The following is a 21,605-nucleotide window of genomic DNA, read 5'->3' as shown; positions in this document are numbered from 1 at the left end:
CCTTTTTCTCTACTATTATACCAAAAAAATAACAAGAAGACACAATAGCTAGTCTTTGTTAGTGTCTATATTGGCTTTTGCATAAGCCTGCCAGATTTTTTGTTGGGGTTTGGCAAGTGGGTAATTCTTGAACTCTTCTGGTGAAAGCCAGCGAACTTCTCTATCGGAAAAGTCATGGTAGTCAGTCACCTGACCTGTTACAATTTGAACATGCCATTTACGATGACTAAAGACATGCTTGACAGTCTCAAAATAAACATCAAACCAAGCAACATCTAGGTCATAGTCCTGCTGGAAACTCTCCTCTGGACTGGGGCCAAAGTTTACACTTTCTTCCGCAACCTGATGAAAGAGGTCAAACTGCTCTTCTTGCGAAAAATCATCAACTTCTACCAGTGGGAAATGCCAAAAACCTGCCAATAGCTTTTCGCTTTCATTTTTTTCAAGCAAAAATTGTCCCTGACTATTCTTTACCACCAAGGCTTTGAGATAAATAGGAACTGGCTTTTTCTTGGGAGCCTTGATTGGATAACGGTCCATTGTGCCATTCTGATATGCCGCACTAAAGTCCTTAACCGGACTTTCTTCTGGTCTGGGATTTACAGGCGCCTCAATATCAGACCCCAAGTCCATCAAAGCTTGATTAAAGTCACCTGGCCGTTTTGGGTCAATCAAGATTTCCATCATTGCCTGAAAAATTTTGCGATTACTTGGAATCCCAATATCATGGTTGACTTCGAACAGACGCGCCAAAACCCGCATGACATTACCATCTACAGCTGGCTCAGGCAAGTTAAAAGCAATACTGGAAATGGCTCCTGCAGTGTAAGGTCCAATCCCTTTCAAGCTGGAAATTCCTTCATAGGTGTTTGGAAATTGGCCACCAAAATCAGTCATAATCTGCTGGGCTGCAGCCTGCATATTACGAACTCTAGAATAATAACCCAAACCTTCCCAAGCCTTCAACAAACGCTCTTCAGGCGCAGCTGCCAAACTTTCCACTGTTGGAAACCAGTCCAAGAATCGTTCGTAATAAGGGATAACCGTATCCACCCTGGTCTGCTGGAGCATAATTTCAGAGACCCAGATATGATAAGGATTCTTACTCCTACGCCATGGTAAATCTCTTTTATTTTCATCATACCAAGCGAGAAGTTTCTGACGGAAAGAAATAATCTTCTCCTCTGACCACATAACGATACCGTATTCTTTCAAATCTAACATATCTCTAGTATAACACAGAAGACTCTAACTGTCCTTTTCCTAATATTAAAAAACCTCTTCCCAAGGGAAACTCAATGAAAATCAAAGAGCAAACTAGGAAGCTAGCCGCAGGTTGCTCAAAACACTGTTTTGAGGTTGTGGATAGAACTGTCGAAGTCAGCTCAAAACACCGTTTTGAGGTTGCAGATAGAACTGACGAAGTCAGTAACATCTATACGGCAAGGAGACGCTGACGTAGGTTGAAGAGATTTTCGAAGAGTATAAATCTTATTGATGAACTGCTTGCAGTCTGAGAAAAAATGAGCTTAGATATTATTTCCAAACTCATTTAAAGTCAATTGCAATATACTAGAACAAGCCTAATACTGTTCCATCGCTTTCAACATCCATGTTGAGGGCTGCTGGTCGTTTTGGAAGTCCTGGCATGGTCATGACATCGCCAGTTAGAGCAACGATAAAGCCTGCACCTAATTTTGGTACCAACTCACGAATAGTAATTTCAAAGTTTTCAGGTGCTCCAAGTGCATTTGGATTGTCTGAGAAGCTATACTGGGTCTTAGCCATACAGATTGGCAATTTGTCCCAACCGTTTTGAACGATTTGAGCGATTTGTGTTTGAGCTTTCTTTTCAAAGTTTACTTTGCTACCACGGTAGATCTCAGTAACAATCTTTTCAATCTTTTCTTGGACAGAAAGGCCGTTGTCATACAAACGTTTATAGTTAGATGGATTTTCAGCGATAGTCTTGACAACCGTTTCGGCAAGCGCTACTCCACCTTCTGCACCATCAGCCCAGACACTTGCCAATTCAACTGGTACATCGATTGAGGCACAAAGTTCTTTCAAGGCTGCAATTTCAGCTTCTGTATCAGATACAAATTCGTTAATCGCAACAACTGCTGGAATACCGAACTTACGAATATTTTCTACATGGCGTTTCAAGTTAGCAAAACCTGCACGAACCGCCTCCACATTTTCCTCTGTCAGAGCACCTTTAGCCACACCACCATTCATCTTAAGAGCACGGAGGGTTGCGACGATAACTACTGCATCTGGAGAAGTTGGCAAGTTTGGTGTCTTGATATCAAGGAATTTCTCGGCACCAAGGTCTGCACCAAAACCAGCTTCAGTAACTGTGTAATCAGCCAAGTGAAGGGCTGTACTTGTTGCCAAGACTGAATTACATCCATGAGCGATATTGGCAAATGGACCACCATGTACAAAGGCAGGTGTTCCGTAAATTGTTTGAACCAGGTTCGGCTTAATCGCATCCTTCAAAATCAAAGCCAAGGCACCTTCAACCTGCAAATCACCTACAGAAACAGGCGTACGGTCATAGCGATAACCGATAACGATATTAGCCAAACGGCGTTTCAAATCTTCAATATCAGTCGCCAAGCAAAGAATAGCCATGATTTCAGAAGCAACTGTAATGTCAAATCCATCCTCACGAGGAATACCGTTTAGAGGACCACCAAGTCCAACCGTCACGTGACGAAGAGCGCGATCATTCAAGTCCACTACACGTTTCCAGAGGATACGACGTTGGTCAATTCCCAACTCATTGCCTTGGTGCAAGTGGTTGTCAATCAAGGCAGAAAGGGCGTTGTTGGCAGTTGTAATGGCATGCATATCCCCAGTAAAGTGGAGATTGATGTCCTCCATTGGTAAAACTTGAGCGTAACCACCTCCTGCAGCACCACCCTTAATCCCCATTACTGGACCAAGAGATGGTTCGCGGATAGCAATCATCGTTTTCTTGCCAATCTTATTCAAGGCATCCGCAAGACCAATGGTAATAGTTGATTTTCCTTCACCTGCAGGTGTTGGGTTGATGGCAGTAACCAAAATCAATTTCCCAACTGGATTGCTCTCAACTGCACGAATTTTATCAAAGCTGAGCTTAGCCTTGTACTTTCCATACAACTCCAAATCGTCGTAAGAAATTCCAAGCTTCTCTACAACATCAACAATAGGTTTCAACTCAATACTCTGTGCGATTTCAATATCTGTTTTCATTCAAAACTCCTCTAACCTCTTATATGATAATTCATTATAACACAAAACAAGATTTTTAACATCCCAAAACTCTCTAAACGTTCGTAAATATCCCTGTTTTTAAGGTTTTTAAAGTCCTTTCTTAAATTTTATATGGCTTTATAGTTTGAAACTATAGTAGATTCTTTTTATTTTCTATATATATTCAAGCGCTTTCTTTTGCTTATTATTTTTTTTTTGGTACAATAGTGCTATGAAAATTTTAGTTACATCAGGCGGTACCAGTGAAGCTATTGATAGCGTCCGCTCTATCACTAACCATTCTACAGGTCGCTTGGGGAAAATCATCACAGAAACCTTGCTTGCTGCAGGGCATGAAGTTTGTTTAATTACGACAAAACGAGCTCTGAAGCCAGAAGCTCACCCTAATCTAAGCATTCTAGAAATTAACAATACCAAGGACCTTCTACTGGAGATGCAAGAACGGGTTGCAGATTATCAGGTTTTGATTCACTCAATGGCGGTGTCCGACTACACTCCTGTTTATATGACAGGGCTTGAGGAAGTTCAGGCTAGCTCCAATCTAGAAGAATTTTTAAGCAAGCAGAATCATCAGGCCAAGATTTCTTCAACTGATGAGGTTCAGGTTTTGTTCCTTAAAAAAACACCCAAAATCATCTCTCTAGTCAAGGAATGGAATCCTGCTATTCATCTGATTGGTTTTAAACTACTAGTTGATGTATCTGAAAATCATCTAATTGACACTGCTAGAAACAGTCTTATCAATAATCAAGCAGACCTAATCATTGCAAATGACCAGACTCAAATTTCAACAGACAAGCATCGAGCAATCTTTGTTGAGAAAAATCAGCTTCAAGTAGTCCAGAGTAAAGAAGAAATTGCAAAACTCCTCCTTGAAAAAATTCAAGCCTACCATTCTTAGAAAGGAAAGCTATGGCAAACATTCTCTTGGCTGTAACGGGGTCTATCGCCTCTTACAAGTCGGCAGATTTAGTCAGTTCTCTAAAAAAACAAGGTCATCAAGTCACGGTTTTAATGACTCAGGCCGCTACAGAGTTTATCCAACCTTTGACACTACAGGTCTTATCACAGAATCCTGTCCACCTTGATGTCATGAAGGAACCCTATCCTAATCAGATTAATCATATCGAACTTGGAAAAAAGGCAGATTTATTTATCGTAGTCCCTGCAACAGCTAACACAATTGCAAAGCTAGCCCACGGCTATGCTGACAACATGGTAACCAGCATAGCTCTAGCCTTGCCCAAAAATATTCCTAAACTCATCGCACCAGCTATGAATACAAAGATGTATGACCATCCAGCAACTCAGGCTAATCTGAAAACATTAGAAACCTACGGCTATCAGCTGATCGCTCCTAAGGAATCCCTCCTAGCTTGTGGAGACCACGGACGAGGAGCTTTAGCTGACCTCACAATTATTTTAGAAAGAATAAAGGAAACTCTCGATGAAAAAACGCTCTAATATTGCACCTATTGCTATCTTTTTTGCAACCATGCTCGTGATACACTTTCTGAGCTCACTTATCTTTAACCTTTTTCCATTTCCAATCAAACCGACCATCGTTCATATTCCTGTCATTATTGCCAGCATTATCTACGGACCACGCGTTGGGGTTACACTTGGATTTTTGATGGGGCTACTTAGTTTGACGGTTAATACAATTACGATTCTGCCGACAAGCTACCTCTTCTCACCATTTGTACCAAACGGAAACATCTACTCAGCTATCATTGCCATCATCCCACGTATTTTGATTGGTTTGACTCCTTATCTAGTCTATAAACTGATGAAAAATAAAACTGGTCTGATTCTAGCTGGTGCCCTTGGTTCACTTACTAATACAGTCTTTGTACTTGGTGGAATTTTCTACCTTTTTGGAAATGTTTTTGATGGTAATATCCAAAAACTCCTAGCAACTGTTATCTCAACAAATTCGATTGCCGAATTAGTTATTTCCGCAGTTCTAACCTTAGCCATTGTTCCAAGATTACAAACTTTGAAGAAATAAAAACAATCTCCGCTTTCATGCTTGAAGGTGGAGATTTTGTTTGAAGTAGTTTCTTTTTAGTGAACTCTTTACCAATATTTATACTCAATAAAAATCAAAAAGCAAACTAGGAAGCTGGTCGCAGGTTGCTCAAAACACGGTTTTGAGGTTGTAGATGGAAACTGACGTGGTTTGAAGAGGTTTTCGAAGAGTATTAATTTAAAAATGACCTATAAACCTGAGTAAATCCTTGCTTTATTGTCTATTTTATTGTACTATACTAGTGTATATACAATAAAAAGGAGATTCTTATGAATACACGGAAAAAGACACAATTTATGACAATGACTGCCCTTTTAACGGCTATTGCGATTTTGATTCCAATTGTTATGCCTTTTAAGATTGTCATTCCACCTGCTTCTTACACTCTAGGGAGCCATATCGCTATTTTTATTGCCATGTTCTTGTCGCCCTTGATGGCAGTTTTTGTCATCCTAGCCTCTAGTTTTGGATTTTTGATGGCTGGCTATCCCATGGTTATCGTTTTTCGAGCTTTTTCCCATATCTTTTTTGGGACTTTGGGAGCTCTTTACCTACAAAAATTCCCCGAAACCCTTGATAAACCAAAATCTTCCTGGATTTTCAACTTTGTGTTAGCACTTGTCCATGCCCTTGCTGAAGTATTGGCCTGTGTCGTTTTTTATGCAACTTCTGGTACCAATGTAGAAAATATGTTTTATGTTCTATTTGTGCTAGTTGGATTTGGCACAATTATCCATAGTATGGTAGACTATACATTAGCACTAGCTGTCTATAAAGTGCTTCGAAAACGCCGTTAAAAGGAAAAGCTATGACAAAAGATCGTAAACAAGCCCTGCTCCAACTCTTGAAAGAAACTCCTAAAGCCCTCAATGGCCAAAGTTTGGCGGAACATTTTCATGTCACACGTCAGGTCATTGTGCAGGACATTGCAATTTTGAGAGCCGATGGCGCTCCTATCCTATCCACCAATCGTGGCTACATCTATAAGCAAATTGAAACCAATCCTTATGTTCACAAACTTTTCAAAGTGAAACATGAAGTTGAAGAAATCGGTCAAGAACTCCTTGCTATCGTTGATAATGGTGGGCGTGTTCAAAATACCTTGATTGACCATCCCGTTTATGGAGAAATTGAAACCTTGCTGAAACTGTCTTGTCGTAGAGATGTGCAACATTTTCTAGAACAAGTTGAGCATTCAGATTTTAGACCTCTGTCTGAATTAACAGATGGTATCCATTACCACCTAGTTGAAGCCGAAACACAACAAGACCTCCACTATATTGAGGAGGCCTTGGATCAGCTAGGTTATTTAGTAAAAGACTAGAAGATTTTCTTCTCCCAATCATCTTCTGTACGGCGAGGGTAGAAAAATTCAGATTTGTCCGGAGCTTCCATCATCTCCATCAAAGGTAGCATATCATAGGCCAGATCCAAGTTTGGAATCTGGTCTTTTTGCACCCAATAACTCAATTAGTAACAATGATATTTAAAAACTACATTGAATGAAAATTAACAACCACCTACTTACTAAAAATATATCACCAGTTATGTTGATCAACATTATCCTTAGTCACAAGATAAATTGGAGAAACTGTTTCTTTTTCCAGTTTTTTCCCTTGATAATGATCGATTGCTGATTGAATAGCAATTTCACCCATCTTAGCTGGTTGCTGAGCAATAGTGGCAGTAATATCACCTTTTGAAATAGCGTCATGTGCATCTGGTTGACCATCAATACCAACAATTAATACATTGCTAAGGCCAGCTGCTTTTACTGCTTGTGCAGCTCCTAACGCCATCTCATCATTCTGTGCAAAGATTGCTTGTACTTCTTTGTTTCCTTGAATCATATTTTGCGCTGTATTCAAAGCTTTTGCGCGATCAAAATTAGCGGATTGACTAGAAAGAACATCTAAATTTGTCTTTGAAATTTGTTCAAATCCTTTACCTCTATCTACAGTTGCAGAAGCGCCAGGGACTCCTGATAATTCAAAAGTTTTTGCTTTTTCTCCCAATTGCTTGGTAATAAATTCTGCAGCCATTTTACCTGCTTCTACGTTATCAGAAGCAACAGTTGTCAAGACTTCACCGCCATTACTACCGCGGTCAATTAAGATTACTGGAATATTTGCATTATTAGCAGCTTTAATAGATGTTACAATTGCATCAGAATCAACTGGATTAATTAGTAAAGCATCTACATTTTGACTAATAAAATTTTGAATATCATCTGCTTGTCTAGCAGCATCATCTTGTGCATCTGCTATCTTCAAAGTTACTTCTTTTTCTCTTGCGGCTTTTTCAAGACCATCTTTCATAGCTACAAAATAGGGATTGTTAGTAGTCGAAATAGAAACTCCTAATTTTAATTCTTTTGCCGACTTTTGAATCGTAGATTTATTATCATTTGATGAATTTCCTAAACCAGTTTTTCCACAAGCTACTAAAGCAAAAATAAATGTTACAAACAAAGCAAAAATGCTAATTTTTTTAATAATTTTCATGTTATTACTCCTCGTAATATATATCTATAGGGATAGTTTCCATCCCGACTATTGTTCGTCATCTAATAAATTGTTACTATTTCCAAAAAAATTGAAAATGATTCTACTGTTTTACAACTTTAAAACGATCAATCAGAACAGCAATTAAAATTACAACTCCTTTTACTACTTGCTGCCAAAATGCTGAAACACCAATAATATTAAGTCCATTATTCAAAACTCCAATAATTAAAGCACCTATTAGAGTCCCCAGTATACGACCTTTACCTCCTGATAATGAGGTTCCCCCAAGAACAACAGCTGCAATAGCATCCATTTCATAACTAGCACCTGCTGTTGGTTGAGCAGAACTTAAGCGTGATGTTATAATTAATCCAGAAATTGAAGCCATCATACCTGATATTGAATAAATGATAATTTTCACTTTATTTAATTTCACACCTGATATATATGCTGCTTTTTCATTCCCCCCTATAGCATATACAGATTTACCAAATGCTGTTTTATGAAGTAAAACATATAAAACAATAAATACAATAAACATAATAATTACAGGAAATGGAATTCCGACTATGTAACCTTGCCCCAAAAATTGAAATAAGAATGTATCACTTAATCCTTTTGTAATAGGATTCCCATTTGTATAAACAAGTGTTGCGCCTCTAAAAATAGTCATAGTTGCTAAAGTAACGATAAATGGAGCTAATTTCCCGTAGGAAATCAATAAACCATTCATCATCCCCAGAATGCAACCCAAAATTAAAGAGATGAGAATTGCTAACGCAACAGGCATTCCAGATCCTAATAAACCAGCTGTTAGCGCACTGGATAAGGCTAAAATTGATCCTACTGATAAATCAATTCCACCTGTTAGAATAACAAAAGTCATTCCAAAAGCAATCAGTGCATTTGATGTTACTTGCAATAGTAAATTTAACAAATTATTTGCTGTTAAAAAATTTGAATTGATAATAGTGATAACAGCCATTAAAATTATCAATGCTATTACTGTCGTCAATTCTGACATGTACTTCATAGTATTTTTCACACTATTGTCCTCCTGTAGCTAGTTGCATAACTTTTTCTTGTGTAGCTTCTCGACGTGTTAATTCCCCACTAATTCTACCTTCATGCATGACCATAATGCGATCACTGACTCCAATCACTTCTGGTAAATCTGAAGAGACCATAATAATCGGTACACCTCGTTCAGCCAATTCATTCATTAATTGGTAAATTTCACGTTTAGCTCCAACATCTACCCCACGAGTTGGCTCATCTAAAATCAGTACTTTTGGTGCAATACCTATCCATTTTGCTAAAACTACTTTCTGTTGATTACCACCAGAAAGTGTTCCAACTTCCTTATCTGGATAACCTGATTTAATTCGTAGCCTATCAATTAAACGTTGTACAAATATATCACTTGTTTTATTATCAAAAATACCATTTTTAACAAAATCTCGAGTACTAGGTAAAGTCATATTATCTTTAATAGAAAAATCTAAAATCAATCCCTCATCTTTACGATCTTCTGTTAAGAAACCAATTCCATGCTTAATTGCTTCAAAAGGATTTTTAATTATCAATTGTTCTTCGTTTATTATAATTTGACCAGATTTTAAAGAATCAATTCCAAAAATTGCTCGCATTATTTCAGTACGACCAGCACCCATCAAACCAGAAAAACCAAGAATTTCCCCTTGACGTACATAGAAAGAAATATCCGTAAAAGCATCACCAGAAAGATTCTTAGCTTGAAAAATAATATTCCCAATCTCAGCCTTTTTTTCTGGATAATAATCTTCTAATTCACGCCCCACCATCTTTTGAACTAATTCATCCGCATTAGTTAACTTCGTTTTCTTAGTATCAATTACAAACCCATCCCTCATAACAGTTATAAGATCTGTAATCTTAAAGATTTCTTCCATCCGATGTGAAATATACACAATACCTACACCGTCAGATTTTAATCCTTCTATCACTTTAAAAAGTGTTTCAGTTTCACGATCAGTTAAAGCTGCTGTGGGTTCATCCATAATCAACAAGGAAACTTCTGATAATAAACATTTTGCTATTTCTATCATTTGTTGTTGTCCTACTGATAATTGACCAATGATTGCATCGAGAGGAATAGAGATATTAAGACGTTTAAATGCTTCTTTAGCTTTCCTTTCCATACTAGCTTTATCTAAAAAACCAATCGAATTTTTTATTTCTCTTCCTAAAAAAAGATTATCAAGTACAGTCATATCAGGCCAAGTATTCATTTCTTGATGAATAAAACTCAGTCCAAACCGTTCTGCCTCTTGAGGATTAGAAAATATTTTTTCTTTTCCATCAATAAAAATAGTTCCTGAAGTAGCTGGAAAAAGTCCAGTTAAAATATTCATTAAAGTTGATTTGCCTGCACCATTCTCTCCCATTAAAGCATGAACTTCTCCTGAATTAAGAACCAAATCAATACTTTCTAAAACACGATTATTCCCAAAAGATTTTGAAATGTTCTTCATTTCAATTTTCATAGGCAACCCCCTTCTAAATAATAACTCCTGATTGCAAGATTATATTCGAATATGGTGTATCTTCCCCAGTGCGAATAACTGCCTTAACTTTAGTATTCATAGCTTTCAATTCTTCATGACTAATATATTCAATAATTATATTCGATCCTAAAAAATCTAGAACTGCTTGCCACTGTTCTTTGTTTTTTTCCTTAATTTCTTCTGCTAAGAAAATTTTTTCAATAAGTACATGATCTGAATATTCTTTTAAAACTTCTAAAAAATTTGGACTACCTTTTCTTAATGCTAAATCAATTTTATCAACACCTTTTGGAACTGGCAATCCTAAATCTCCGATACAAACCAAATCCATATGACCTAAATCATCAGCTAGTTTCGCTATATTACTATTTAAAATCCCATATTTCTTCATATCCTGGATGCTCCTTTATTTCTTTCAAACTCGGCATGCCACCTTGCGCTCCAAATCTTTGAACAGAAAGATGTGAAGCAATCGTTGCAAAGGACAATGCAACATTCATCTCTTTTCCTTTTGAGACAGCATAAGCAAAAGCACCATTAAACGTATCTCCTGCTCCTGTAGTATCAACTACTTCTGCTTTTATAGCAGGAATCTTCTGAACTGCTGTCCCATCATAATAAATAGAACCTTCAACTCCTAATGTCACAATCATTTTATTAGGATAAATTTTAATAATTTCTTCTAATTTCTTATCTGGAAAAAGCTCTGAACATTCATGCTCATTAGGAGTAATAAAATCACAAAAAGGAATCATCTCTATATCTGTTTCTCTAGCTGGTGCAGGATTGTAAAGCACCTTAACTTTATTTTCTTGGCAAAATTTAGCTATAGATAGATTGGCTTCATGTGGTATTTCATTCTGTAATACAACAATACTTGCATCACTAATCAATTCCCACTCATTTTTCCAATCATTTGTTTTAACTAAATTATTCGCTCCGGGATAATAAATAATCCTATTATCACCTCCATATAAAGTAATTTGTGCAACTCCTGTAGATTGTGGTACCGTTCCCACATGTTCTGTAGAAATATTATTATTTTGCAAATTACTTAGTAAATCTTCTGAAAAAATATCTTCTCCGACGTTTCCAAATATGTAAATATTATCTTCTACACTGGATAATCTACCAATAGCTACAGCTTGATTTGCACCTTTTCCACCTGGAACTATATTAAACGAATCCCCAAAAATCGTTTCACCTCCTTCTGGAATCCTTTTTGTTCTCATAACTAAGTCCATTGAAATACTTCCAACAACAACAATTTTACTCATTACTTTCTCCTTAATGTATTTCTTTCTACGTATCTAACAGGTAGTTTAATTTTAGCTTCATCTATAGAGAACTTATTTGCCATATTATAGATTAGCTTTGCAGCCTGTTCTCCCATTTTATATGATGATTGATGGATAGTTGATAAAGAAGGATAAATAAATTGACTAAGTACAATATCATCATAACCAATGATTTGAATATCATCTGGAATTTTTTTACCAATTGCTAAAATTTCATGAATATAAGCTATCGCATGAATATCAGAAGGTGCTATAATACTATCGATATTTGGATTTCTTTTTAGATTCTCTTTAGCTTCTTTTTGAATTTTTTCAAAGTCAAACGTTTCACTTTCTTCAATACAAATTTCTAAAGATTTATTCCTCAAATAGTTTAAACTTGCTTCAAACCGTTCCGCGATATTCTCGGCTTTATCATCTAAAACTTTAATAATCAGAACTTGTTTAGCACCTGCATTACAGATTGCTTCAGCAGCCAAACGACCACCTGACTGATTATCAGAAAAAACACCGTAACCTGTATCTTTACTAATTCGGTCAACTACAACAACAGGTAATGATAAATCTGGATATTCTTTTGTGAAGTCATGTGTAGTAATAATGCCAGCAGCATTTGTTTTCAACAGTAAGTTAACATATTCACTCAACGATTCTTGGTCTGAAATCGTACCAACCATAATTCTATAACCTTTATCTTTCAAATATGATTCAGCTCCTCGAACCAATCTTGGGAAAAAGGGATTAGAAATATCTGGTAATAAGAGTCCTACCATTTGGTTTTTTTTAGTTTTCAAAGATTGTGCTAATACATTTGGTGTGTAATTTAATTTTTTAATCGCATTTTTTATTTTCTCTCTCGCATCATCTCCAACATAACCTTTTTTTGATATATATCTTGAAACCGTTGATTTTGATACTCCAGCTTCTTCAGCAACCTGTTTTATTGTAGTCATCACTCCTCCTTCTTACGTTGTGGAACCGTTCCCTTATTCTATAGTAAACGTTTTCTTTTGATTTGTCAATACTTTTCTAAAAATATTTTAAATTTATTTCATAGTACATATATTTTTCCAAATCTATTATTACTATTACACAAGAAACACAACAAGACCTCCACTATATCGAGGAGGTCTTGGACCAACTTAGTTATTTAGTAAAAGACTAGAAAATTTTCTTTTCCCAATCGTCTTCTGTACGGCGAGGGTAGAAAAATTCAGATTTGTCCGGAGCTTCCATCATCTCCATCAAAGGTAGCATATCATAGGCCAGATCCAAGTTTGGAATCTGGTCTTTTTGCACCCAAGAAACTTCTCCCTCTTCTGAAGAGCGAAGGGTACCAGTAAACTCAGTCGCCTTGTAACAAATAACAATATAGCGCCCGCCTGCATCCAGTGGCCAATTTTTAATGCCTACCAGTTGAGGGTTTTGGATAGTCAACCCTGTTTCTTCATATATTTCACGAATGACAGACTCTGCGAAAGACTCGCCGTTTTCTACATGACCTCCTGGAAAGGCATAACCTGACCAGCGATTGGTTTCAGGAGAGCGATATTGCATAACCACGCGCTGGGTTTCGAGGTCTTCAATCAGACAAATATTTGTTAAAATCGTTAATTGGGAACGGGACATAAATTTACTCGCTTTCTAATTTATTAAATTTTTAGACTTGGTACCAGTGCCATTAGCTTCTACTTTTTAAAATTATTTAGAATAGAATACCATCCGTTTTTCCTTTATAGGCTTTCCAAGTTCAAGTATTTTTTCTTGTCCATCAAAAGTAAAACCCATTTTTTGATAGAAAGCAATGGCGCGCTTATTATCTTTCAATACCCATAAGAAAATTTCAGAAAAATGATCAAGAGCAGTCAAAGCTGATCTCACTAACTTTTGTGCGATTCCTTTTCCGTAATAGTCTTTTAAAACATATAAAGCAATAATTTCACCAGCTTGAATAGTCTCATCACGAAAGTTGCCATAACTGATAAAACCAACTACCTTCACGCCATCTATCGCAATCAATGTATTTTCTGGATATTTTTGACTAAAGAAGCGACACCTTTCTAATGTTATCGTCTCCTGAAATTCTGCAGGCAAAAGGTCGTCATAAGCCTCTCTCCACGTTTGCCAGTGAACAAAGGATTTACCTTCTATCTCTTCAGGAGTTTCCATTGATTTGATAATAATCGTCATTTATTTTCTTTTCCTTAATCCAACGCCTTGACTTCCAGCATCATATCTCGAATCTGAGCTGCTAGTTCAAAGTCAAGCACTTCGACGGCTTCTTGCATTTGTTTTTCGAGTTTCTTAACTAGTTCTTTGCGCTCTTGTTTGTTGAGGCTGTTGATGTCGACTTCCTTGTCCTCTTCCTTGGCAACTGCCTTAGTCACGGCAATCAAGTCACGAATTTCTTTCTTAATGGTTTGTGGCACGATACCATGTTCTTCATTATAGGCCATCTGGATTTTGCGACGGCGGGCCGTTTCATCGATGGCACGTTGCATAGACTGAGTCATCGTGTCCGCATACATGATGACATGGCCTTCACTGTTACGGGCAGCACGTCCAATGGTCTGGATAAGGCCACGTTCATTACGAAGGAAACCTTCCTTGTCAGCATCGAGAATCGCTACGAGGCTCACTTCAGGAACGTCAATTCCTTCACGGAGCAGGTTGATTCCGACCAAGACATCAAAGACACCCAAGCGTAGGTCACGAATTATCTCCGTCCGTTCCAAGGTCTTAATATCCGAGTGCATGTACTTGACCTTGATGCCCATTTCCTTAAAGTAGTCGGTCAAATCTTCTGCCATTTTCTTGGTCAAGGTTGTAATAAAGGTACGTTCGTTCTTTTCAACACGGGCATTGATTTCACCTAAGAGGTCATCAATCTGTCCCATTGTCGGACGTACTTCCACCTCAGGATCCAATAGCCCTGTCGGACGAATGATTTGCTCAATCACTGTCTCAGTCTGTTCATTTTCATAGTCACCAGGTGTCGCTGATACGTAAACAATCTGATGGACATGACTCTCAAACTCCTCCCGACGGAGAGGACGATTGTCCAGAGCAGACGGCAAGCGGAAACCATAATTCACCAGCATTTCCTTACGAGAACGGTCTCCATTGTACATGCCTTTGATTTGTCCCATGGTCATGTGGCTCTCATCAATCATGATTAAGAAATCATCTGGGAAGAAATCTAAGAGCGTATAAGGAGGCTCACCCTCACTACGTCCATCCATGTGGCGTGAATAGTTTTCAACCCCGTTGGTGTAGCCCATCTCACGCAGCATTTCGATATCGTACTCTGTCCGTTGTTTCAAGCGCTGGGCTTCAAGCAATTTGCCTTCCTTTTCAAAGACAGCTAGTTGCTCTTCTAATTCTGCTTGAATCTTGGCAATGGCAACTTCCATGTGGTCGTCATTGGTCACAAAGTGTGTCGCAGGGAAAATCGCTAAATGATCCACTTCTCCCAAGACCTGACCAGTCAGGGCCTCAACTTCACGAATACGGTCAATTTCGTCTCCAAAGAATTCTACTCGAAAAGCGTGTTCATCACGGGAAGCTGGGAAAATCTCTACCACATCCCCACGAACTCGAAATCTTCCCCGTTGGAAATCAATATCATTGCGTTCAAACTGGATATCAACCAAGTCATTTAAGAGTTTATCACGAGAAATTTCAAGACCTGGACGGAGACTAACGACACTATCAGCGTATTCCTTGGGCGAACCCAAACCATAGATACAAGAGACTGAGGCCACTACAATAACATCATTACGCTCCAGAAGAGCTGAGGTAGCTGAGTGTCGGAGCTTGTCAATCTCGTCATTGACAGAGCTGTCCTTTTCAATATAGGTATCGCTAGAAGGGACATAGGCTTCTGGCTGGTAATAATCATAGTAGGATACGAAGTACTCAACTGCATTTTCAGGGAAAAACTCCTTGAACTCTCCATATAGCTGGCCTGCTAGAGTTTTATTGTGGGCGATGACCAGAGTTGGTTTATTGACTTTGGAAATAACCTGACTCATGGTATAGGTCTTCCCTGTTCCGGTCGCCCCCATCAGAATCTGAGCTTTTTCTCCACCCTCGATATTATCAACCAACTGCTCGATAGCTTGGGGTTGGTCTCCTGAGGGTTGATATTTTGATACTAGTTTAAATTGATTATCTGTAATGCGGTTAATCATAAGAATCCTCTCTCCATATGCTATTCCTATTTTAGCATACTTGTAGCATTTTCACGAAGAAAAGGACGGACCCAAGTCACATCCTTTCATTTTCTTTCTTTAATTGATAAGCGAGATAAAGAATCAGCAGAAACAAAATAATACTGGACACGATGGAACCCTCAATACCAAAAGACCCACCAGATAGCCAGTCTTGATTGCCTTGTGGAGTAAATTTCATGATTGAGGTTCCTGAAGACTGACCACTAACTAATACTCCAAAGAGGTTTCCCTGTGCGAAATTCCAAGCTCCATGAATACCACCTATACCCCATATAGTATCTGTTTTAAGAAGATATAGGGACATGGCAACCCCAAATAAAAAGAGATCAATTGCAGATAAGAAAGTTATGCCTGGATTTCCTAAATGAAGTAAGGTAAAGAGACTACTAGATATGATAATAGCGACTTTAAGATTGGTTCTCTTAGCCAATTGTGGAATCAGCCAAGCACGAGTAACCAATTCTTCTGCCGTTCCTTGTAAAATCCAAAAAGGTATTGTAAATAAAGTAAAAGCTAGCGAATAAGTATCCAAGTGAATGGAGTCAAATTGATACTGCCCCAACACTACTAGTCCAGCCAAAGCAAGTATAAAGAGGGATAGACCAAGACCGTATCCTTTAAATAAGGCACTTAAAAAATTTTCTTTATAGAATCCCAAGGTTCGAATCGGTCTTTTCTCTACTTTTCTAGTCCATCTAAACACAGTTAAGATGATAAAACCAAAGGACAATAATTCAAATATTAAATGGATGTCACTTGTTTTATCAGATAAATTCTGAAATAACATTTGAAGGAAATCTGCAATTCTTTGACCACCCATACCAAGATTGCTAAATAGCCCGATCAATGCTAAAAAACTAAGGCCAAAAAATAGAGAAGATATGAACTCAGATATATAGACGAAAAATAGAGCTAACAAGGGGCTTGTGTAAATGTTTAAACTCATTTTAGAAGTTTCAAAGTCTTTTAAGATTCTTTTGTCTTTCATAACTTTATCCTCTTTTACTATATGATATACCTTTATTATAGCACTTCTATTGTGTGATTCAAGACAAAACAAGAATTATGGATGTTATATTTTCTAACACAGAAATATAAAAATTTGCCTTTTTTTACTTTTTCTGATATAATGGGAAAATATTCGGAAAAGGAGACTAAAAATGAAGAAAAAATTTCTAGCATTTTTGCTAATTTTATTCCCAATTTTCTCATTAGGTATTGCCAAAGCTGAAACGATTAAGATTGTTTCTGATACCGCCTATGCACCTTTTGAGTTTAAAGATTCAGATCAAACTTATAAAGGAATTGATGTTGACATTATCAACAAAGTCGCTGAGATTAAAGGGTGGAACATTCAGATGTCTTATCCCGGATTTGACGCAGCGGTCAATGCGGTTCAAGCTGGTCAAGCTGACGCTATCATGGCAGGGATGACAAAGACGAAAGAACGTGAAAAAGTTTTCACCATGTCTGATACTTACTATGATACAAAAGTTGTCATTGCAACTACAAAAGCACACAATATTAGCAAGTACGACCAATTAACTGGAAAAACCGTTGGTGTTAAAAACGGAACTGCTGCTCAACGTTTTCTTGAAACAATCAAAGATAAATACGGTTTTACTATTAAAACATTTGACACTAGTGATTTGATGAACAACAGCTTGAGTGCTGGTGCCATCGATGCCATGATGGATGACAAACCTGTTATCGAGTATGCCATTAACCAAGGGCAAGACCTCCATATTGAAATGGATGGTGAAGCTGTAGGTAGCTTTGCTTTCGGTGTTAAAAAAGGTAGCAAATACGAGCACCTAGTTACTGAATTTAACCAAGCCTTGGCTAAAATGAAACAAGATGGTAGTCTTGATAAAATCATCAAGAAATGGACTGCGTCATCATCTTCAGCAGTACCAACTACAACTACTCTTGCAGGTTTAAAAGCTATTCCTGTTAAAGCTAAATACATCATTGCCAGCGATTCTTCTTTTGCACCTTTTGTTTTCCAAAACTCAAGCAATCAGTACACTGGTATTGATATGGAATTGATCAAAGCAATCGCTAAAGACCAAGGTTTTGAAATTGAAATCACCAACCCTGGTTTCGATGCTGCTATCAGTGCTGTCCAAGCTGGTCAAGCAGATGGTATCATTGCTGGTATGTCTGTCACAGATGCTCGTAAGGCAACTTTTGACTTCTCAGAATCATACTACACAGCCAATACTATCCTTGGTGTCAAAGAATCAAGTACCATTGCTTCTTATGAAGATTTGAAAGGGAAGACAGTCGGTGTTAAAAACGGAACTGCTTCTCAAACCTTCCTAACTGAAAATCAAAGCAAATACGGCTACAAAATCAAAACCTTCGCTGATGGTTCTTCAATGTATGACAGTTTAAACACTGGTGCCATTGATGCCGTTATGGATGATGAACCTGTTCTCAAATATTCTATCAGCCAAGGACAAAAATTGAAAACACCAATCGCTGGAACTCCAATCGGTGAAACAGCCTTTGCTGTAAAAAAAGGAGCAAATCCAGAATTGATTGAAATGTTCAATAACGGACTTGCTAACCTTAAAGCAAACGGTGAATTCCAAAAGATTCTTGACAAATACCTAGCTAGTGAGTCTTCAACTGCTTCAACAAGTACTGTTGACGAAACAACTATCTGGGGCTTGCTTCAAAACAACTACAAACAACTCCTTAGCGGTCTTGGTATCACTCTTGCTCTAGCCCTTATCTCATTTGCTATTGCTATTGTCATTGGGATTATCTTCGGTATGTTTAGCGTTAGCCCCTACAAATCTCTTCGTGTGATTTCTGAGATTTTCGTTGACGTTATCCGTGGTATTCCATTGATGATTCTTGCAGCCTTCATCTTCTGGGGTATTCCAAACTTCATCGAGTCCATCACAGGCCAACAAAGCCCAATTAACGACTTTGTAGCTGGTACTATTGCCCTCTCACTCAATGCAGCCGCTTATATCGCTGAAATCGTTCGTGGTGGTATTCAGGCCGTTCCAGTTGGCCAAATGGAAGCCAGTCGAAGCTTGGGTATCTCTTATGGAAAAACTATGCGTAAGATTATCTTGCCACAAGCAACTAAATTGATGTTGCCAAACTTTGTTAACCAATTCGTTATCGCACTTAAAGATACAACCATCGTATCTGCTATCGGTTTGGTTGAACTCTTCCAAACTGGTAAGATTATCATTGCCCGTAACTACCAAAGTTTCAAGATGTATGCAATCCTTGCTATCTTCTATCTTGTAATTATCACACTTTTGACTAAACTAGCGAAACGCTTAGAAAAGAGGATTCGTTAATGGCAAAATTAAAAATTGATGTAAATGATTTACACAAAAGCTACGGAAAAAATGAAGTTTTAAAAGGAATTACGACCAAGTTCTATGAAGGAGATGTTGTTTGTATCATTGGTCCTTCAGGTTCTGGTAAGTCAACTTTCCTTCGTAGCCTAAATCTTTTGGAAGAAGTTACTAGCGGTCACATCACTGTGAACGGTTATGACTTAACTGAAAAAACAACCAACGTTGACCACGTCCGTGAAAATATCGGAATGGTGTTCCAACACTTCAATCTCTTCCCACACATGTCTGTATTGGACAACATCACCTTTGCTCCTATTGAGCACAAGTTGATGACTAAGGAAGAAGCTGAAAAATTGGGAATGGAGTTGCTTGAAAAGGTTGGACTAGCAGATAAGGCTAAGGCCTGTCCAGATAGCCTGTCAGGTGGTCAAAAACAACGTGTGGCCATCGCTCGTGGACTAGCAATGAATCCAGACATCATGCTCTTTGATGAACCAACTTCTGCCCTTGATCCTGAAATGGTCGGAGACGTACTAAACGTTATGAAGGAATTGGCTAAACAAGGCATGACCATGATTATCGTAACCCATGAGATGGGATTTGCCCGTCAGGTTGCCAACCGTGTTATCTTTACTGCGGACGGTGAATTCCTTGAAGATGGGACACCTGATCAAATCTTTGATAACCCTCAGCACCCTCGTCTGAAAGATTTCTTGGACAAGGTCTTAAACGTCTAAACTCAAACTGTAAGGATTTCCTTGCAGTTTTTTTCTATCTCGTATTGGAATTTTTGATTTTTCGGAAAATTATGTTAGAATTAAGTTTATGAAATGAGGTTTCCTCATACCTAGCAAAACTAGGAATAAAAATAGAAATTAGGTAGCTAGATGTCATCTAAGGTTATTGTTACAATTTTCGGTGCGAGTGGAGACCTGGCTAAACGCAAGCTCTACCCTTCCCTATTTAGACTATATAAATCCGGCAATCTTTCCAAACATTTTGCCGTCATTGGAACTGCCCGTCGTCCTTGGAGCAAGGAATATTTTGAATCTGTTGTCGTCGAATCGATCCTTGATTTGGCAGATAGTACCGAACAGGCTCAAGAATTCGCTAGCCACTTCTACTATCAAAGTCATGATGTCAACGATACAGAACACTACATTGCTTTGCGTCAATTGCAGGCTGAACTAAATGACAAGTACCAAGCTGAACACAACAAGCTATTCTTCTTGTCGATGGCGCCTCAGTTCTTTGGAACCATTGCCAAACATCTCAAGTCTGAAAACATTGTGGATGGTAAAGGTTTTGAGCGCTTAATCGTTGAGAAACCATTTGGTACAGATTACGCAACTGCAAGCAAGTTGAATGACGAGCTCCTAGCAACATTTGACGAAGAGCAAATTTTCCGTATCGACCATTATCTTGGTAAGGAAATGATTCAAAGCATCTTTGCAGTTCGCTTTGCAAACTTGATTTTTGAAAATGTTTGGAATAAGGACTTTATCGACAATGTTCAAATTACCTTTGCTGAGCGCTTAGGTGTGGAAGAACGTGGGGGATACTATGACCAATCTGGTGCCCTCCGTGACATGGTACAGAACCACACTCTACAACTGCTTTCCCTCCTTGCCATGGACAAGCCAGCAAACTTCACAAAGGACGAGATTCGTGCTGAGAAGATTAAGGTCTTTAAAAACCTCTATCATCCAACTGATGAAGAGCTTAAAGAACACTTTATCCGTGGTCAATACCGTTCAGGTAAGATTGATGGCATGAAATACATCTCTTACCGTAGCGAGCCAAATGTAAATCCAGAATCAACAACTGAAACCTTTGCATCTGGTGCCTTCTTTGTGGACAGCGATCGCTTCCGTGGCGTTCCTTTCTTCTTCCGTACTGGTAAACGTCTGACTGAAAAAGGAACTCATGTCAACATCGTCTTTAAACAAATGGACTCTATCTTTGGTGAGCCACTTGCTCCAAATATTTTGACCATCTATATCCAACCAACAGAAGGTTTCTCTCTTAGCCTAAATGGGAAACAAGTAGGAGAAGAATTTAACTTGGCTCCTAACTCACTTGATTACCGTACAGATGCGACCGCAACTGGTGCTTCTCCAGAACCATACGAGAAATTGATTTATGATGTCTTAAATAACAACTCAACTAACTTTAGCCACTGGGATGAAGTTGGTGCGTCATGGAAATTGATTGACCGTATCGAAGAGCTCTGGGCTGAAAATGGTGCCCCACTTCATGACTATAAAGCTGGAAGTATGGGACCTCAAGCCAGCTTTGACTTACTTGAAAAATTTGGTGCCAAATGGACTTGGCAACCAGATATCGCCTATCGTCAAGATGGCCGTTTAGAATAAAAAAAATCCTGCAAGTTTA

Annotated in this window: 21 protein-coding genes and 2 pseudogenes; 10 read left to right on the top strand and 13 right to left on the bottom strand. The window is 38.2% G+C overall.

All coding sequences use genetic code 11. From position 1 onward, the window contains the following. Nucleotides 1-48: 48 nt before the first annotated feature. Nucleotides 49-1,224, bottom strand: a complete 1,176-nt coding sequence (gene mutY / locus HT679_RS01750; RefSeq protein WP_173212552.1) for an A/G-specific adenine glycosylase — start codon at nucleotides 1,222-1,224, stop codon at nucleotides 49-51. Between the two features lie 74 nt (nucleotides 1,225-1,298). Between mutY and HT679_RS11230 the strand changes: the two genes are divergently transcribed. After that, nucleotides 1,299-1,457, top strand: coding sequence for a hypothetical protein (locus HT679_RS11230; protein WP_240149564.1), 159 nt, complete (start codon nucleotides 1,299-1,301; stop codon nucleotides 1,455-1,457). Between the two features lie 115 nt (nucleotides 1,458-1,572). Here the strand turns inward: HT679_RS11230 and HT679_RS01740 are convergent, their stop codons facing one another. Then, nucleotides 1,573-3,243 carry a formate--tetrahydrofolate ligase gene (locus HT679_RS01740; protein WP_173212550.1) on the bottom strand — a complete coding sequence of 557 codons (1,671 nt, stop codon included), beginning with the start codon at nucleotides 3,241-3,243 and terminating at the stop codon, nucleotides 1,573-1,575. A gap of 232 nt (nucleotides 3,244-3,475) precedes the next feature. Here HT679_RS01740 and coaB point away from each other — a divergent pair, with 232 nt between their 5' ends. From coaB to HT679_RS01715, 5 genes are all read left to right on the top strand, one after another. Continuing rightward, a complete protein-coding gene (gene coaB, locus HT679_RS01735) occupies nucleotides 3,476-4,165 on the top strand; it encodes a phosphopantothenate--cysteine ligase (RefSeq protein ID WP_173212548.1) in 690 nt (229 codons plus the stop codon). A gap of 11 nt (nucleotides 4,166-4,176) precedes the next feature. Then, complete coding sequence (coaC, locus tag HT679_RS01730) at nucleotides 4,177-4,728, top strand: phosphopantothenoylcysteine decarboxylase (RefSeq protein ID WP_173212546.1); 552 nt, start codon at nucleotides 4,177-4,179, stop codon at nucleotides 4,726-4,728. Further along, nucleotides 4,712-5,275, top strand: a complete 564-nt coding sequence (locus HT679_RS01725; RefSeq protein ID WP_173212544.1) for an ECF transporter S component — start codon at nucleotides 4,712-4,714, stop codon at nucleotides 5,273-5,275. The genes coaC and HT679_RS01725 overlap by 17 nt, the downstream gene beginning before the upstream one ends. A 290-nt stretch (nucleotides 5,276-5,565) precedes the next feature. Beyond that, on the top strand, nucleotides 5,566-6,093 hold the full coding sequence (locus tag HT679_RS01720) for an ECF transporter S component (protein ID WP_001863569.1): 528 nt from the start codon (nucleotides 5,566-5,568) through the stop codon (nucleotides 6,091-6,093). An 11-nt stretch (nucleotides 6,094-6,104) separates the two neighbouring features. After that, complete coding sequence (locus tag HT679_RS01715; protein ID WP_173212542.1) at nucleotides 6,105-6,620, top strand: transcription repressor NadR; 516 nt, start codon at nucleotides 6,105-6,107, stop codon at nucleotides 6,618-6,620. Here HT679_RS01715 and HT679_RS01710 read toward each other — a convergent pair. From HT679_RS01710 to HT679_RS01680, 7 genes and pseudogenes are all read right to left on the bottom strand, one after another. Then, a pseudogene (locus HT679_RS01710) lies at nucleotides 6,617-6,757 on the bottom strand (NUDIX hydrolase); the annotation flags it as partial. The gene HT679_RS01715 and the pseudogene HT679_RS01710 overlap by 4 nt on opposite strands. A 77-nt stretch (nucleotides 6,758-6,834) precedes the next feature. Then, the gene (locus HT679_RS01705) at nucleotides 6,835-7,800 is read right to left on the bottom strand and encodes a substrate-binding domain-containing protein (RefSeq protein WP_054392844.1); all 966 of its coding nucleotides are present in this window, start codon (nucleotides 7,798-7,800) and stop codon (nucleotides 6,835-6,837) included. Nucleotides 7,801-7,903: 103 nt separating this feature from the next. Further along, complete coding sequence (rbsC, locus tag HT679_RS01700) at nucleotides 7,904-8,848, bottom strand: ribose ABC transporter permease (protein ID WP_119943467.1); 945 nt, start codon at nucleotides 8,846-8,848, stop codon at nucleotides 7,904-7,906. Between the two features lies 1 nt (nucleotide 8,849). Further along, the gene (locus HT679_RS01695; protein WP_119943465.1) at nucleotides 8,850-10,328 is read right to left on the bottom strand and encodes a sugar ABC transporter ATP-binding protein; all 1,479 of its coding nucleotides are present in this window, start codon (nucleotides 10,326-10,328) and stop codon (nucleotides 8,850-8,852) included. A gap of 13 nt (nucleotides 10,329-10,341) precedes the next feature. Beyond that, nucleotides 10,342-10,740: a D-ribose pyranase gene (gene rbsD, locus HT679_RS01690; protein WP_173212540.1), complete on the bottom strand. Its 399-nt coding sequence runs from the start codon at nucleotides 10,738-10,740 to the stop codon at nucleotides 10,342-10,344. Beyond that, on the bottom strand, nucleotides 10,715-11,626 hold the full coding sequence (gene rbsK, locus HT679_RS01685; RefSeq protein ID WP_119943461.1) for a ribokinase: 912 nt from the start codon (nucleotides 11,624-11,626) through the stop codon (nucleotides 10,715-10,717). The genes rbsD and rbsK overlap by 26 nt, the downstream gene beginning before the upstream one ends. Further along, nucleotides 11,626-12,600, bottom strand: a complete 975-nt coding sequence (locus HT679_RS01680; RefSeq protein ID WP_000207600.1) for a LacI family DNA-binding transcriptional regulator — start codon at nucleotides 12,598-12,600, stop codon at nucleotides 11,626-11,628. The genes rbsK and HT679_RS01680 overlap by 1 nt, the downstream gene beginning before the upstream one ends. A 143-nt stretch (nucleotides 12,601-12,743) precedes the next feature. Between HT679_RS01680 and HT679_RS01675 the strand changes: the two are divergent. Continuing rightward, a pseudogene (locus HT679_RS01675) lies at nucleotides 12,744-12,812 on the top strand (DNA-binding transcriptional regulator); the annotation flags it as partial. Here HT679_RS01675 and HT679_RS01670 read toward each other — a convergent pair. The 4 genes from HT679_RS01670 to HT679_RS01655 form a co-directional block, all read right to left on the bottom strand. Then, nucleotides 12,809-13,276, bottom strand: a complete 468-nt coding sequence (locus HT679_RS01670; protein ID WP_173212538.1) for an 8-oxo-dGTP diphosphatase — start codon at nucleotides 13,274-13,276, stop codon at nucleotides 12,809-12,811. The pseudogene HT679_RS01675 and the gene HT679_RS01670 overlap by 4 nt on opposite strands. 72 nt (nucleotides 13,277-13,348) lie before the next feature. Beyond that, nucleotides 13,349-13,837, bottom strand: coding sequence for a GNAT family N-acetyltransferase (locus HT679_RS01665; protein ID WP_173212536.1), 489 nt, complete (start codon nucleotides 13,835-13,837; stop codon nucleotides 13,349-13,351). Between the two features lie 14 nt (nucleotides 13,838-13,851). Further along, nucleotides 13,852-15,840 carry an excinuclease ABC subunit UvrB gene (gene uvrB / locus HT679_RS01660; protein ID WP_173212535.1) on the bottom strand — a complete coding sequence of 663 codons (1,989 nt, stop codon included), beginning with the start codon at nucleotides 15,838-15,840 and terminating at the stop codon, nucleotides 13,852-13,854. Nucleotides 15,841-15,916: 76 nt separating this feature from the next. Continuing rightward, the gene (locus tag HT679_RS01655) at nucleotides 15,917-16,870 is read right to left on the bottom strand and encodes a CPBP family intramembrane glutamic endopeptidase (RefSeq protein ID WP_050242759.1); all 954 of its coding nucleotides are present in this window, start codon (nucleotides 16,868-16,870) and stop codon (nucleotides 15,917-15,919) included. 172 nt (nucleotides 16,871-17,042) lie between these two features. Between HT679_RS01655 and HT679_RS01650 the strand changes: the two genes are divergently transcribed. The 3 genes from HT679_RS01650 to zwf all read left to right on the top strand — a co-directional run bounded on the left by HT679_RS01650 (nucleotide 17,043) and on the right by zwf (nucleotide 21,586). Further along, a complete protein-coding gene (locus tag HT679_RS01650; protein ID WP_173212534.1) occupies nucleotides 17,043-19,208 on the top strand; it encodes an ABC transporter substrate-binding protein/permease in 2,166 nt (721 codons plus the stop codon). Further along, a complete protein-coding gene (locus tag HT679_RS01645; RefSeq protein WP_172923525.1) occupies nucleotides 19,208-19,948 on the top strand; it encodes an amino acid ABC transporter ATP-binding protein in 741 nt (246 codons plus the stop codon). The genes HT679_RS01650 and HT679_RS01645 overlap by 1 nt, the downstream gene beginning before the upstream one ends. A gap of 150 nt (nucleotides 19,949-20,098) precedes the next feature. Further along, entirely contained in the window at nucleotides 20,099-21,586 is a 1,488-nt protein-coding gene (zwf, locus tag HT679_RS01640; RefSeq protein ID WP_000096149.1) for a glucose-6-phosphate dehydrogenase, read from the top strand. The last annotated feature ends 19 nt before the right edge of the window (nucleotides 21,587-21,605 follow it).

The sequence above is a fragment of the Streptococcus sp. 4886 genome (assembly GCF_013276485.1).
Classification (GTDB): Bacteria; Bacillota; Bacilli; order Lactobacillales; family Streptococcaceae; genus Streptococcus.
This window is presented reverse-complemented; position numbering and strand designations above follow the sequence as displayed.

Bases quoted from the DNA above. Each gene is read 5' to 3' on its own strand.
- HT679_RS01740 (WP_173212550.1), bottom strand. From the start codon at position 3,243: ATGAAAACAGATATTGAAATCGCACAGAGTATTGAGTTGAAACCTATT.
- coaB (WP_173212548.1), top strand. From the start codon at position 3,476: ATGAAAATTTTAGTTACATCAGGCGGTACCAGTGAAGCTATTGATAGC.
- HT679_RS01680 (WP_000207600.1), bottom strand. From the start codon at position 12,600: ATGACTACAATAAAACAGGTTGCTGAAGAAGCTGGAGTATCAAAATCA.
- HT679_RS01650 (WP_173212534.1), top strand. From the start codon at position 17,043: ATGAAGAAAAAATTTCTAGCATTTTTGCTAATTTTATTCCCAATTTTC.
- HT679_RS11230 (WP_240149564.1), top strand. From the start codon at position 1,299: ATGAAAATCAAAGAGCAAACTAGGAAGCTAGCCGCAGGTTGCTCAAAA.
- HT679_RS01665 (WP_173212536.1), bottom strand. From the start codon at position 13,837: ATGACGATTATTATCAAATCAATGGAAACTCCTGAAGAGATAGAAGGT.
- mutY (WP_173212552.1), bottom strand. From the start codon at position 1,224: ATGTTAGATTTGAAAGAATACGGTATCGTTATGTGGTCAGAGGAGAAG.
- uvrB (WP_173212535.1), bottom strand. From the start codon at position 15,840: ATGATTAACCGCATTACAGATAATCAATTTAAACTAGTATCAAAATAT.
- HT679_RS01720 (WP_001863569.1), top strand. From the start codon at position 5,566: ATGAATACACGGAAAAAGACACAATTTATGACAATGACTGCCCTTTTA.
- HT679_RS01715 (WP_173212542.1), top strand. From the start codon at position 6,105: ATGACAAAAGATCGTAAACAAGCCCTGCTCCAACTCTTGAAAGAAACT.
- HT679_RS01725 (WP_173212544.1), top strand. From the start codon at position 4,712: ATGAAAAAACGCTCTAATATTGCACCTATTGCTATCTTTTTTGCAACC.
- rbsD (WP_173212540.1), bottom strand. From the start codon at position 10,740: ATGAAGAAATATGGGATTTTAAATAGTAATATAGCGAAACTAGCTGAT.
- rbsK (WP_119943461.1), bottom strand. From the start codon at position 11,626: ATGAGTAAAATTGTTGTTGTTGGAAGTATTTCAATGGACTTAGTTATG.
- HT679_RS01705 (WP_054392844.1), bottom strand. From the start codon at position 7,800: ATGAAAATTATTAAAAAAATTAGCATTTTTGCTTTGTTTGTAACATTT.
- zwf (WP_000096149.1), top strand. From the start codon at position 20,099: ATGTCATCTAAGGTTATTGTTACAATTTTCGGTGCGAGTGGAGACCTG.
- HT679_RS01695 (WP_119943465.1), bottom strand. From the start codon at position 10,328: ATGAAAATTGAAATGAAGAACATTTCAAAATCTTTTGGGAATAATCGT.
- HT679_RS01655 (WP_050242759.1), bottom strand. From the start codon at position 16,870: ATGAAAGACAAAAGAATCTTAAAAGACTTTGAAACTTCTAAAATGAGT.
- coaC (WP_173212546.1), top strand. From the start codon at position 4,177: ATGGCAAACATTCTCTTGGCTGTAACGGGGTCTATCGCCTCTTACAAG.
- HT679_RS01670 (WP_173212538.1), bottom strand. From the start codon at position 13,276: ATGTCCCGTTCCCAATTAACGATTTTAACAAATATTTGTCTGATTGAA.
- HT679_RS01645 (WP_172923525.1), top strand. From the start codon at position 19,208: ATGGCAAAATTAAAAATTGATGTAAATGATTTACACAAAAGCTACGGA.